Source organism: Metabacillus sp. 84 (assembly GCF_050107715.1).
Classification (GTDB): domain Bacteria; phylum Bacillota; class Bacilli; order Bacillales; family Bacillaceae; genus Metabacillus_B.
In genome coordinates this window covers 101,693-114,329 of the sequence record NZ_JBNILN010000003.1, presented here as the reverse complement: position 1 = coordinate 114,329, position 12,637 = coordinate 101,693, and the positions used below count along the sequence as shown (strand labels likewise).

Genomic DNA, 12,637 nt, shown 5'->3' with positions numbered 1-12,637 from the left:
CCTCCGGTGTCCTGTTTTGAATACTTCATTATATGCCCAAAGGATGAACCTTTATACGAAAAAAAGGACAAGAAAAAAAGACCCTCTGCGGAGCAGAAAAGCCTTATGCATTCATTCTATTCGCCGTTTTCCGCTTCAGCATTTTTCTTCTGGCATTTTGTACAGATGCCGTGAAACGTCAGCCTGTGGTCTTTTATCTTAAACTTCCAGTCTCTCTCTACGATCTCTTCAACGTCTTCAAGCAAATCTTCTTCAATTTCAGCCACGGCCCCGCATTCTATGCATACAAGGTGATGATGAAAATGAGCCGCTCCCTCTTTGCGCAGGTCATAGCGGGACACGCCGTCCCCAAAGTTTATTTTATCAATAATTTTAAGTTCAGTAAGTAATTCAAGCGTTCGATAGACCGTTGCCAAGCCAATTTCCGGAGATTTTTCCTTAACGAGGAGGTAAACATCTTCGGCACTCAGATGGTCTGCTTCATTTTCCAGAAGTACCCGAACGGTCGCTTCGCGCTGAGGCGTTAACTTATAGCTTGATGAATGGAGCTGTTTTTTTATCCGGTCAATGCGGTTTTCCATGAACAATTTCCTCCCTCGCCGCTTCCTCAACCATTATAGCAGAAGAAAGAAAGGGTTCCAACTAAAATAATTACAATTAAACGTTTATAATCATTTTAATTTAATAATTAATATCATTTATTAACCAATTGGACGACGGCTTTCATCAGCTCAGGAGAAGCAAAGGCCTCAAGGATGGAAGCCCCGGCAATCAAAACAAAAATGCCGGCAAAAATAAAGGCGTATTTTGAGAAGGATTGCAGCGGTGAATCCTGCATGCTCCTTTTTTTGTTCAGCAGATACATGGCAAGCTTTAATGAAAAAGAGATGGAGGCTGCGCTGAGAACAATAAAGCAAGGAATGATCAGCACATTCTGCGGCAGGATGGAGACGAATGAAAGAACAAATCCATTCCAGCCCATTTGGTTCACGAGAAACCCGACAGTAAAGCCTACGACCATGCCTTTAAGAAACAGCATAATTAAAATGATTGGGAGCCCGATAATCGATATGCCGAGGATCCAAATCAACCCGAGATATTTTATATTGTGCATAAAGCTCTGCTGAAACATTTCGCCTGCGTCTGCTACTTTTCCGTCCGTAACCTGGCCAAAAAATCGGCTCAAATAGAAGAAAAGGTCTTCCTTTTGTGAAAAGGTCATACTGTTCACAATAATTGCTCCGAAAATAACTCCCATCATAAAAAGCACACATACAAACAGATAAATGGAAGAATGGTTTTTTATATGGTTTGCCATCATTGCTTTAACCGGCGGCCTTTTCACTGGCATGTCCCTCCCGAAATTCCAATTACTAGATTGTATGCGGGAGAGGACAAGATATTCATTAAAGGTTGATTCTTCAGCTTCCCTTCTCCCGATCCACTCAGGAGTAAGTCAGCGTATGCATTTATTCAGGTCCTATCCTTTTGGACTTTTCCGTATATTCCGCCGCCTCCGCTTGAGACAGGAAGCTTCCCGCTCCTTGCATCTGCGATCATACCGGCCACTTTACCGGAGACGGCTGTTTCCAAATCACTTCTTGAGACCCGGTGCAGAATATCCATCTCCGTTCCGAATCGTTCTTTTAGCTTTTGCAAGGTTATTGGGCCAATTCCCGGAATAAACTGAAGCGGTACCTGATGGATGTATGGCGGCCTTCCCCTCACCCCGTTTTCAGTGTCAGCCAGCTCTCTAAGTCTTTCGCTGACTCCTTTAATTACCCGGTGAGAGCCGCACTCTGAGCACTGCAATGATTTTCCGGCAATTACAGCACCACACTTTTCGCATACCGTTTGGTGATATTTCCCGAGCAGAGGATTTAACCCGTATGTAGTCAGGATTTTTCTCCCTTTCAGGTTATTCAGGGCTAGTACAAGCTCATCAAATGCAGGCTCTTCCAGCCAAAACTTTTGGTATTCCCTGGAAATTTTCCCAGCCGAATGAGCATCCGAATTCGCCAGAAAGGGATAAGGATCCAGTTCCTTTATGGAGGAAGCCATTTCTGTATCTGCACTCAAACCAAGCTCTACTGCATCTATGAGCTCCGGGTCGAAAACTTCCGTTAAAGAACGAAGCACGCCTCTGCCATACAGGCTTTTAAATGGTGTAAAAATGTGAGCGGGAATAAATAGTCCTCCGAGTTCCTTTGTTTTCTTTTGAAGAACTTTCCCCGGTACATATACCCGCTGCGAACTAAGCGTGTTATTTTTCATAAATTGAGCAATCCATTTTGAAAAACGGACCATCGCTTCATAGTGTGGCATGTAGATGAGAACATGGATGGGGCCTGAGCAGTTCCGGTCGAAGACCTCAAGCTCTGAGCCAAGAATCAGTGTTGTTTGATGAACCTTGATCCCGCCTCCATCCAGCTCCCTGCCTCTGCCTGATTGCAGCCATTGTTCCAATTCTTCGAGCACCTCGGGAACGTGGGCATCAATGATTCCAATCATATCCATCCCTTTTTCTTCACTCGCTGCTTTTAGAATGGAAGACAGCGTCAAGGATTTTGAAGCTGTTATTTTGACGGGCTTTCCTGATTTGGCTGAACCGATATGAATATGCAAATCGGCGAAGCACTCGTTCATTTCTTCTTCAGCGCTTTTTGAAGCCTAACATACTGTACCGCATAGGCTGTCTTCGCATCGTAGATCCGTCCGTCCTTAAGCAACGCCTCCGCTTCTTCCAGTGTAACTTCCATCAAGTCAACGAACTCGTCTTCATCAAGGTGTGCTTCGTTTTCAATTGGCGCCAGATCTTCCGTTATGTACAAGTGGACAAGTTCATCTGCAAACCCTGGAGAGGTATAGAACGATACGAGATGGTCGATACTGCGGGCTGTAAAACCTGTTTCTTCTTCCAGCTCCCTGACCGCCGTCTTTTCAGGTTCCTCACCGGGTTCAAGCTTTCCTGCCGGAATCTCAATCAATGTCCGCTCCAGCGCCTTCCTGAACTGCTCCACCATCAGCAGCTTCCCTTCCGGCGTTATGGCAATAACCGCTACGGCTCCAGGATGTTTAATCACTTCACGCTTTGATGTCTTTCCATTGGGAAGCTCTACTTCCTGTACATACAAATCAATGATTTTTCCGGAGTATATTTGCTCAGAAGATAGTTCCTTTTCTTTTAAATGGTCCATGTTATGCCTCCTGTTGTATGATTCACTGTTTCTTCATACATTTTATCATACCCTGTTTAACAATCGGCATTGCAGAGCACCTTGTGTGCCGCAGCTCTTACCCGCGGCTGGCTGCTGAATTTATCCCCATTCTCATTGATCCCTGCCCATTTTATTTTATGAGAGGAGACCTTCTGCATGAAAGTATACAAATTGGAGAAAGGCGTCATTCTCGTCGGAAAAGCCTGGGAAATCAGAATGAAGCTAAAGGAATACAGCAAACAGTTCACGACCGTAAAAGAATGGATTGACAGGGCTTAGGGAGCCTTCTTGTTTGCAAATTCAGCCGCCGTATACTACTGTCAGGTTAGACTAGACGGGAGGGATGGCAGTTGGATAAAAGACAGCTTGGACGATCTGAGTTATTTGTAAGCAAAATGGGACTTGGCTGTATGTCGCTTGGAAAAGAAGAATCCCGCGCCAAATCACTTATTGACGAGGCCATAGAGCTCGGGATCAATTATTTTGATACAGCCGATCTTTATGATTTCGGCTTGAATGAGGAGTTTATCGGAAGAGCGATTCAAAACCGCCGGCAGGAGCTGATCCTTGCCACAAAAGCCGGTAACCGCTGGGAAGAAGGGAAAGACGGCTGGACGTGGGACCCATCCAAGTCCCACATCCATAAAGCGGTAAAAGACAGCCTCCGCAGACTCGGAACAGATTACATTGACCTCTATCAGCTGCACGGGGGGACGATTGAAGACCCAATTGATGAGACAATTGAAGCGTTCGAAGAGCTGAAAAAGGATGGTCTGATCCGGGAGTATGGCATTTCGTCCATCCGCCCCAACGTCATTAAAGAGTATCTGGAGAAATCCTCTATCGTCTCCATTATGATGCAGTACAGTCTGGCAGACCGCAGGCCGGAAGAATGGTTTCCACTTGTTGAAGAGCACGGCGTAAGCGTCATTGCCCGGGGGCCGCTTGCAAAAGGGATCCTCTCTGAACGCGGCCTGGACCAGGCAGGAGACAGAATCAAGGAAAAAGGGTACATGAATTATTCCTTTGAGGAGCTTGCTGAGCTTAGGGACTCTATTAAAAATGCGGCACCGGGGCACTCCTATACGGAGGCTGCCCTTCAATACTGTCTCGCCTCCCCTGCAGTAGCAGCCGTTATACCGGGAGCAAGCAAGATTGCACAGCTGCAGCAAAATGCGGAAGCTGTAAACGCTGAACCTTTAAATGAAGGAGAAATAGCTTTGCTGCAGCAAATCAGCAAAGCCGGCCAGTACGAGCAGCACCGGGTATAAGAGGAGACTGAATGCCCCATGAACAGCCTTCTTGGAAACGATGTAATCTCCAAAACCTTTTGGTCATGAAGAACTCTTGTGCACTTCATGCCAGTACCAGCTAATGAAACCAGCTTGCGAAAGGATCGCAGGCTGGTTTTTTATCTGTTCATACAGAAGGTACTTCAAGTGGCTCCAGGCCAGCATTTCATATGGTTCAACCTGGTATAGTCCGCAGAGGTGAGGCATATGTCTAAACCCCATCATTAAATCCCAAAGTAATAAATCGGTTTTTTTACAATAGGCTTTGTTAAAGCATGGTGTTGATTTTTTAATACCTGTTGATTGGAGCGGAAGGCGTGAGACTTCGTGCTGAGAGCAGCTGAACAGGAGAGATCCCGTATTCTCGCAGCAAGAGGAGGATAAGCGAACGCCTGAAGCGGAAATCAACAACTAAGCTGAATGACCTTTACAATAAAAGAGAAAGACTTTAAGGAAATTGCTCATTTATTTCAGGATTAGCAGCCTTTGCTCCAGCAATGCCCGATGCCACTGGATGAGTTACAGGTTGCCGGAGCAGATATACATACGCTCCTGTATTATTCATGTGGTTGAAATCGATTCGTCCTAATGCTTGTCTATGAAACAAGTTCCAGCTCCCCGCTTTTCGAAGTTTACTTCTTCATAAAAATAGGGTATTTATTTGTAAATAACCTTTTGGAGGAACATAACCATGGCTAACAGTTCTGTGAAAAATACGAAGGTTGCGATTGTATCAGGCGGCGGGTCAGGGATTGGGAGAGCAACGGCACTGCGGTTTGCGCGTGAAGGAATCCGGGTGTGCATCCTTGATTTGGATAAAGAAAGAGCGCTTGAAGTGAAGGATGAGATTAATCATCTCGGCGGAGAAGCGATTGCCATTGAGACGGATATGGCAGATGAAAAAATGGTGAAGGATGCACTTAATGAAGTAAAGAACCACTGGGGTAACTTGGATATCATCTTTAACAATGCGGGAATCAATGGAGTATTCTCCTCCATCGAGGAAATGGAAGCTGCCGATTGGGATAAAACCATTCATACCAATATTCGGAGCACCTTTCTCTTTGTCAAATACAGCATTCCGCTGCTTAAGGAAAACGGAGGCAGCATTATTATTACAAGCTCCATCAATGGAAACAGAACCTTTAAAAACTTTGGCATGTCTGCCTACAGCACGACAAAAGCAGCTCAGGTAGCCTTTATGAAGATGGCCGCCCTTGAACTCTCCCAATTTAAAATCCGTGTGAATGCGATTTGTCCAGGTGCTATCGATACAAATATTGATGACACGACTGAAAAGCAGGAGAACCTGGATGAGGTTGAAATACCGGTTGAATATCCAGAAGGCAATCAGCCGCTGGCGGAAGGATCGGGACAGCCTGAGCAGGTTGCAGACCTCGTCTATTTCCTTGCTTCTGAACAGTCCTCACATATTACGGGAACTGAAATTTACATTGATGGTGCGGAATCCCTTTTATAAAACCAATCGGCGGAACTTAGTTTCCGCTCTTTTTTTATGCCCGAATCCAGCACCTCCACGCTTTTACATGGTGAAATAGTCAGCCAAAGTGCCTGTACCGTTCCCGCCGGACTATAGGTCATCCTCTTCATTCAGCCGGATCTGCTTGCGGATTTCCGCAGCCGTTCCTGTTGGATTCACGACCTGAAGGACGATGAACCGGTACTTTAGATGGCCATTCAGCTCCAGGATTAAAAACGGGCCATTCCCGCTGAATGAAAGAAAAAACCACTCATCCCGGTATTTGAAGCTTCCTTCGTAAATATTTAAAAAACTGACTGATGTTCCAGGCATCCTCAGCATGATTCTTGGCGCTTCAAATGTATCGACATATACTTGGCTGATGGTCTCATACGGAACTTCAAGCTTCATTTTAATGGCAAAAAACCAAGTCAGCCCGGTTAGTCTGACAATCGCTTTGTCCTCCCCTAATTCCACCATTCTCCCCATCTTTGCACCCCCTTAGAAAATGAAGGGCAGAATCGGCTCACGCCATCCTGCCCCTGCAGACTAAAAGGCTTCCAGTTTAACATCTCCGGACACGATCAATTCCGGCTCTGTACATTGCTGGATATCTTCTGCTGTAAATCCTTTAGCCACCTCTATGAGCTTCAGACCAAGTTCAGTCACGTCAAGTACAGCCCGGTCCGTAATAATGCGGTTTACAACGGTCTTCCCTGTAAGCGGGAGCGAGCATTCCTTTAAAATTTTCGGTGATCCATTTTTGCTTACATGCTCCATGATGACAATGATCCGCTGAGCCCCATGGACGAGATCCATGGCTCCGCCCATTCCCTTAATCATTTTACCAGGAATCATCCAATTTGCGAGGTCCCCGCTTTCCGAAACTTCCATTCCGCCAAGAATGGCCAGGTTTACATGCCCTCCGCGTATCATTCCGAAAGATTCCGCGCTGTCAAAATAGGATGCTCCTGCAATGGCGGTTACCGTTTCCTTGCCTGCATTGATCAGGTCCGGATCCACTTCGTTTTCTTCAGGATACGGTCCGATTCCAAGGAGGCCATTCTCTGACTGCAGAACAACCTGCTTATTCTCCTGAATAAAATTGGCAACGAGCGTTGGCATGCCAATTCCAAGATTCACATAGTACCCGTCCTGAATCTCCTTTTCTGCCCTTCTCGCTATCTTTTCTCTAACCAGCACTTTGTCTTCTATCATATCCGCTCCTCCTTAGCCTGTTTTCTTCACGGTTCTCCGTTCGATTTTTTTCTGCTGCTCTCCTACAATGAGACGCTGTACGTATATACCGGGCGTATGGATATGGTCTGGATTGATTTGTCCCGTTTCGACTAGCTCCTCTGTCTCCGCAATGGTTACTTTGCCTGCCGCCGCCATCATCGGATTAAAATTCCGGGCGGTTTTGCTGTATACCAGATTTCCCATCTTATCTGCCTGGATTGCTCTTACCAGGCTGAAATCGGCGGTGAGCACTTCCTCCAGCACGTAATCCTTCCCGTTGAAGTTTCTTGTTTCTTTTCCTTCTGCAACTTCTGTTCCGAAGCCGGCCGGCGTGTAAAAAGCGGGAATTCCCGTTCCTCCCGCACGGATTTTTTCTGCAAGAGTGCCTTGGGGAAGCAATTCCACTTCCAGTTCTCCGGCAAGCACTTGGCGCTCGAACTCCTTATTTTCTCCTACATAAGAGCTGATCATTTTTTTGATCTGCTTATTTTTCAGAAGCAGGCCAAGCCCCCAGTCATCTACTCCGCAATTATTTGAAATCACTGTCAGATCCTTGGTTCCCGATTCAGCCAGTGCGAGAATCAGATTCTCTGGAATTCCGCACAGGCCAAAGCCTCCAACCATCAGCACAGCTCCATCCTGAATGTCCTTTACTGCCTCATTATAAGAGTGATAGACAGACTTCATTCTTTCCCCTCCATTAATCCAGATTTTCTACAACGGTTGCTATTCCCTGGCCTCCGCCAATGCAAAGAGCTGCCAGTCCTTTCTTCGCACCCCTGCGTTTCATTTCGTGGATAAGCGTTACGAGAATTCTTGTGCCGCTTGCGCCAATCGGATGCCCCAGTGCAATCGCTCCTCCGTTCACATTTAGAATTTCTTTATTAAAATGGAGCTCCTTATCCACAGCCAGTGTCTGGGCCGCAAAGGCTTCATTCGCTTCAATCAATTCAATGCCGGAAAGCTCTTCACCGGCACGGTCCAGCGCCTTTTTTATCGCTTTTACAGGTCCGATGCCCATTATGCTGGGATCCACGCCGGCATTTCCGTTTCCAAGGATTCTCATAAGCGGCTTAAGGCCGAGCTCCTCTGCCTTCTCCCTGCTCATCACGACGACAGCCGCAGCTCCATCATTAATGCCGGAAGCATTCCCTGCGGTAACGCTTCCATCTTTTCTGAATGCAGGACGAAGCTTTCCAAGTCCTTCTGCCGTCGTCCCTTCTCTCGGGTACTCGTCTGTATCAAACACAACCGGATCGCCTTTGCGCTGCGGGATGGTGACCGGTACGATTTCTCCCTTGAATGTTCCTTCCTTAACCGCCCGAACCGCCTTCATCTGGCTGTCCGCTGCGAACTGATCCTGCTCTTCTCTTGATATCTCGTATTGATCAGCCAGGTTTTCGGCTGTTACTCCCATATGGTAGTCGTTAAACACACAGGTCAGCCCATCTGAGGTCATGCTGTCAATTAGCTTTTGATCCCCCATCCGGAATCCATCGCGCGCCCCTTTCACTAAAAATGGGGCCTGGCTCATATTTTCCATGCCTCCTGCAACAATGACATCCGCTTCACCGGAAGCAATGGCCTGAAAAGCAAGGTGAACGGCTTTCAGTCCGGAACCGCATACTTTATTAATGGTCATCGAAGGTATGTTATCCGGCAGCCCGGCTTTCATGGCAGCCTGCCTCGCCGGGTTCTGGCCTAATCCAGCCTGAAGTACATTGCCCATAATCACTTCATCGACGTGCTCAGCGGAAACACCTGCTTTTTCCAGCGCCTCCTTAATCACGATGCCTCCAAGCTCCGGGGCAGATACCCCCTTCAGCGCCCCTCCAAAGCTTCCTACTGCGGTCCTTACTGCACTTACAATGACGATTTCTTTTGCATCCACGTTTCTTCATCCCCTTTGAAAAGATTGCAATACTCTGAAAATAGCATTTGCCTTCCCCTTTATTTTCCTATTAAAATAACAATATGTAAACCCTTACAAACAAAAGGCGGTGTGCGGATTGAAACTACCGGAAAAGGCAGTGCTGATAGAGGTTGGACCCCGTGACGGACTTCAAAATGAAAAAAACATTCTGCCAGCGGATCAAAAGCTGCAATTTATACACGATTTAAGCGGGGCCGGGTTTAAGGAAATGGAAATTGCTTCTTTTGTTTCACCAAAATGGGTTCCCCAGATGGCTGATGCTGAAAACATCGTAAAGCATGGCTCCGCAGCGGGCCGAAGCATCGTCCTCACTCCGAATGAAAAGGGCCTTTCTCTTGCACTTGACAGCGGATGCACGGCGGTTGCTTTCTTTGTCGGCGCAAGCAATACATTCAACCTAAAAAACATCAACCGGCCGCTGGAAGAGTCCATGAGGTCACTCCTTCCTCTCATCCGGAGCACGAAGGAACGCGGTTTATTCATCCGGGCCTGTATTTCCACAGCCTTTTATTGTCCTTATGAAGGAAAAATAGCCGAGGGAGCAGTGATGGATATCTGCAGGCAATTTGTGAAGGCTGGAGTAGACGATTTGAGTGTAGCCGATACGGTCGGTATGGCTCTTCCCCACGAGGTGTATTCCCTTTTCAGCCGTTTAAAGCAGGAGTTTAAAGAAACCCTGATAACTGCCCATTTTCATGACACAAGAGGGCTTGGCCTGGCTAATATCCTGGCTGCTCTGCAGGCAGGTGTCGACCGGTTTGATACCTCCGCGGGCGGTCTCGGCGGCTGTCCGTTTGCGCCCGGTGCAAGCGGAAATGCAGCTACCGAGGATGTTCTGTATATGCTTCAGGGCATGAACATTGAAACCGGTCTATCCCTCGAAAAGGTACTTGAAGCTGTGCAAGGAATCGAAGCTTATTTGGATAAACCGATTTCAAGCAGACAATACATCCTTTGGAAAGCAAAACAGGCTGCGAAGGCCTAAAAAAGAGTACTGTCCCATCGGAGGCCGTCCCCTTGCTTGCCTCCCGGTTCAGACGCTGCTGCTCAGCACATTCCGAAGAGCCTTTTATTTCCGTTCCTCATATGTAAGCGGTAGAATTGAGCAAAGTCTTGAATGGGGGGAACGGACATTTTAAAGAAAATTTCAATCGGTTTCGGTGCTGCTCTCTCTTATTTTTTTTCAGCAGGCTTTCTTTTCACTCAGCTGATCATGTATTCGAAGCCAAAGAAAGAAAAAGAGGTTATCGAGCTTGAAACACGGAACGGACATTTTAACCAAAAGGACTTTGACTGTCTTGAAAAAGAGGAGATTGTTATCCCATCATCTTTCGGCTATAGTATTAAAGGGCTTATTGCAGCCCCGCATAAAGAGAAGAAGTTTGTTATCATATGCCACGGAGTTACGATGAACCGTTATAATTCCGTGAAATACATGAATCTGTTTCTTAAACTGGGCTATAATGTACTCCTGTATGATCATAGAAGACACGGGAATTCCGGCGGCAAGACGACGAGCTTCGGCTATTATGAAAAATATGATTTGCACTCAGCCGTTCACTGGCTGAAAGAAAAGTACGGGCATGATGCTACGCTCGGGATTCACGGGGAATCAATGGGAGCAGCTGCTATGCTGCTATATGCAGGCATCCTCGAGGATGGGGCCGACTTCTATATCGCAGACTGTCCGTTTGAAGATATGGAAAAGCTGCTGCTGCATCGCATACAGGCTGAGATCAGAATACCAGGCTGGCTTTTCATACCCATTGGCCGGCTCTTCCTGAAGCTTCGCGATGGCTACAGCATGAACGAGGTCTCTCCAATCCGGGTGATTGACCGTATCCGGAAACCCATCCTTTTCATCCATGGCAGAGATGATCAGACGATTCCTTTTACTTCCTCTCAGCACTTGTTTAAAAAGAAAAAAGGGCCAAAGCAGCTTTTTATACAAGAGCAAACAGGCCACGCCATGTCCTATACGGAAAATCCCGCTCAATATGAAAAAACCGTAGCGGAATTCCTTGTCGGGACACGAAATGAAACTAGCTGACAAAAAGGAGGGACACTTCCTTTTGTCAGCTAGTATTTAATAACTCCCTGCTTTTCTCCCCTCTAAAACTTGAAATGATAGTATACACACAGCAGAACAGCCAGCAAAAAAAAACAGCAAAGACCCATGCTGGAATCCCCCAAAAATAGATTCCTTTGAAAGCAAGAATTGCCATCATCATCGCATCTATAAACCGTTCAAATTTCGCCATAAGCTTCTCCTTTGTTTTTCTCCCCATAACATTACCTTATTTTTACTGAAAAGGGAATCTCAAGAATCAAACCATTTTTTTCTGCATTTCTCAGCCTATGTTGATCTGCCGGTGGATGGTTAGCGGGAAAAGAAAGAACGTTTTGCCCGTTCTCTTTTAAGGTATAGATAGAAGGAAGAATAAAAGGAGGTGCTGGAGTGAAAAAGCTGTGGATGATTCCCGGAATTGCGCTGGCCTATACGGCTCTGGTCGGTTTCTCCCTCACGCAGGGGCTGATGTATCCGAAAAGGCGCTCAGATGAAGAGATTATGGAACAAGAATCGCAGATCGGCCATTTCGATAAAGATGAATTTGACCGGCTGGAAAAGCTGGATGTAACCGTAATGTCAGAATTTGGATACGAAATCAAAGGCCACCTAGCCGCTCCTCATGACACCAAAAAAGTCATGATCATCTGCCACGGCATTTCCATGAGCCGCTACAATTCTGTCAAGTTTATGAACATCTTTTTAAAGCGGGGCTACAATGTTTTTATTTATGATGCCCGCAGACACGGTGAATCCGGCGGGAATACAACGAGCTTCGGACACTATGAAAAATACGATCTCCGCTCAGTCATCCAATGGCTTAAAAACCGGTATGGAGAGGAGATGACCCTGGGCATTCACGGTGAGTCCCTTGGGTCGGCTGCCATGCTTCTGTACGCCGGAATGCTTGAAGACGGAGCCGACTTTTATATCGCTGACTGCCCCTTCGAGGATTTAGAAAAACTTCTTCTGTACCGGATGCAAAAAGAAATTCAAATTCCTGAATTCATGATTATGCCGATAGGGCGGGTCTTTCTTAAAATGCGTGATGGCTATTCCATGAAAGAAGTTTCGCCCATTAATGTGATAGACAAAATTGACAAGCCCATCCTCTTTATCCACAGTAAGAATGATGAGACTATCCCGTCCTCCTTTTCCAGGAACCTGTATGAAAAGAAAAAAGGGTATAAAAAACTATTTATGCCGGAAGCAGGCGGGCATGAAGACACCTATACAAAAAATCAGCACGATTATGAAAAAGCAATAGATGAGTTTCTCGAAGAAATCGGACAGCACAAATCAGACGCAGGGAGGAGGCTATAAACCTCCTTTTGTCTGTCCTGCTATAGCAAATCTAATAATATGCAGCAGGTAAGCTTGACTTTTCATTTCCCATTCTACCTGGTT

At 46.4% G+C, this 12,637-nt stretch carries 15 protein-coding genes; 6 read left to right on the top strand and 9 right to left on the bottom strand.

Going from position 1 to position 12,637, the window contains the following annotated elements:
* Positions 1-116: 116 nt before the first annotated feature.
* The 4 genes from ACQCV8_RS07315 to ACQCV8_RS07300 form a co-directional block, all read right to left on the bottom strand.
* Positions 117-581, bottom strand: a complete 465-nt coding sequence (locus ACQCV8_RS07315; RefSeq protein ID WP_426843919.1) for a Fur family transcriptional regulator — start codon at positions 579-581, stop codon at positions 117-119.
* Between the two features lie 113 nt (positions 582-694).
* The gene (gene spoIIM / locus ACQCV8_RS07310; protein WP_426844245.1) at positions 695-1,321 is read right to left on the bottom strand and encodes a stage II sporulation protein M; all 627 of its coding nucleotides are present in this window, start codon (positions 1,319-1,321) and stop codon (positions 695-697) included.
* Positions 1,322-1,473: 152 nt separating this feature from the next.
* Positions 1,474-2,646 carry an endonuclease Q family protein gene (locus ACQCV8_RS07305; RefSeq protein WP_426843918.1) on the bottom strand — a complete coding sequence of 391 codons (1,173 nt, stop codon included), beginning with the start codon at positions 2,644-2,646 and terminating at the stop codon, positions 1,474-1,476.
* The gene (locus ACQCV8_RS07300; RefSeq protein WP_426843917.1) at positions 2,643-3,197 is read right to left on the bottom strand and encodes an NUDIX hydrolase; all 555 of its coding nucleotides are present in this window, start codon (positions 3,195-3,197) and stop codon (positions 2,643-2,645) included. The genes ACQCV8_RS07305 and ACQCV8_RS07300 overlap by 4 nt, the downstream gene beginning before the upstream one ends.
* A 177-nt stretch (positions 3,198-3,374) precedes the next feature.
* Here ACQCV8_RS07300 and mciZ point away from each other — a divergent pair, with 177 nt between their 5' ends.
* The 3 genes from mciZ (at position 3,375) to ACQCV8_RS07285 (ending at position 5,990) form a co-directional block, all read left to right on the top strand.
* A complete protein-coding gene (gene mciZ / locus ACQCV8_RS07295) occupies positions 3,375-3,497 on the top strand; it encodes a Z-ring formation inhibitor MciZ (protein WP_426843916.1) in 123 nt (40 codons plus the stop codon).
* Between the two features lie 71 nt (positions 3,498-3,568).
* Entirely contained in the window at positions 3,569-4,489 is a 921-nt protein-coding gene (locus ACQCV8_RS07290) for an aldo/keto reductase (RefSeq protein WP_426843914.1), read from the top strand.
* 712 nt (positions 4,490-5,201) lie between these two features.
* A complete protein-coding gene (locus ACQCV8_RS07285) occupies positions 5,202-5,990 on the top strand; it encodes an SDR family oxidoreductase (RefSeq protein ID WP_426843913.1) in 789 nt (262 codons plus the stop codon).
* Positions 5,991-6,101: 111 nt separating this feature from the next.
* Here the strand turns inward: ACQCV8_RS07285 and ACQCV8_RS07280 are convergent, their stop codons facing one another.
* Genes ACQCV8_RS07280 through ACQCV8_RS07265 form a run of 4 tightly spaced genes read right to left on the bottom strand, consistent with a single transcriptional unit; the run spans position 6,102 to position 9,120 of the window.
* Positions 6,102-6,479: a hypothetical protein gene (locus ACQCV8_RS07280; protein WP_426843912.1), complete on the bottom strand. Its 378-nt coding sequence runs from the start codon at positions 6,477-6,479 to the stop codon at positions 6,102-6,104.
* A 60-nt stretch (positions 6,480-6,539) separates the two neighbouring features.
* Positions 6,540-7,208, bottom strand: coding sequence for a CoA transferase subunit B (locus tag ACQCV8_RS07275; protein WP_426843911.1), 669 nt, complete (start codon positions 7,206-7,208; stop codon positions 6,540-6,542).
* Between the two features lie 12 nt (positions 7,209-7,220).
* Positions 7,221-7,916, bottom strand: coding sequence for a CoA transferase subunit A (locus ACQCV8_RS07270; protein ID WP_426843910.1), 696 nt, complete (start codon positions 7,914-7,916; stop codon positions 7,221-7,223).
* 13 nt (positions 7,917-7,929) lie between these two features.
* A complete protein-coding gene (locus ACQCV8_RS07265; RefSeq protein WP_426843909.1) occupies positions 7,930-9,120 on the bottom strand; it encodes an acetyl-CoA C-acetyltransferase in 1,191 nt (396 codons plus the stop codon).
* Positions 9,121-9,238: 118 nt separating this feature from the next.
* On the opposite strand from ACQCV8_RS07265, the gene ACQCV8_RS07260 reads away from it, so the two are divergent.
* Both ACQCV8_RS07260 and ACQCV8_RS07255 read left to right on the top strand, forming a co-directional pair.
* Complete coding sequence (locus ACQCV8_RS07260) at positions 9,239-10,147, top strand: hydroxymethylglutaryl-CoA lyase (protein WP_426843908.1); 909 nt, start codon at positions 9,239-9,241, stop codon at positions 10,145-10,147.
* Between the two features lie 132 nt (positions 10,148-10,279).
* A complete protein-coding gene (locus ACQCV8_RS07255; RefSeq protein WP_426843907.1) occupies positions 10,280-11,212 on the top strand; it encodes an alpha/beta hydrolase in 933 nt (310 codons plus the stop codon).
* Between the two features lie 25 nt (positions 11,213-11,237).
* Here the strand turns inward: ACQCV8_RS07255 and ACQCV8_RS07250 are convergent, their stop codons facing one another.
* On the bottom strand, positions 11,238-11,423 hold the full coding sequence (locus ACQCV8_RS07250) for a hypothetical protein (protein WP_426843906.1): 186 nt from the start codon (positions 11,421-11,423) through the stop codon (positions 11,238-11,240).
* A gap of 212 nt (positions 11,424-11,635) precedes the next feature.
* Here ACQCV8_RS07250 and ACQCV8_RS07245 point away from each other — a divergent pair, with 212 nt between their 5' ends.
* Positions 11,636-12,553 (top strand): alpha/beta hydrolase, encoded by a 918-nt coding sequence (locus tag ACQCV8_RS07245; RefSeq protein WP_426844244.1) that lies wholly within the window; start codon positions 11,636-11,638, stop codon positions 12,551-12,553.
* Positions 12,554-12,637: the final 84 nt, after the last annotated feature.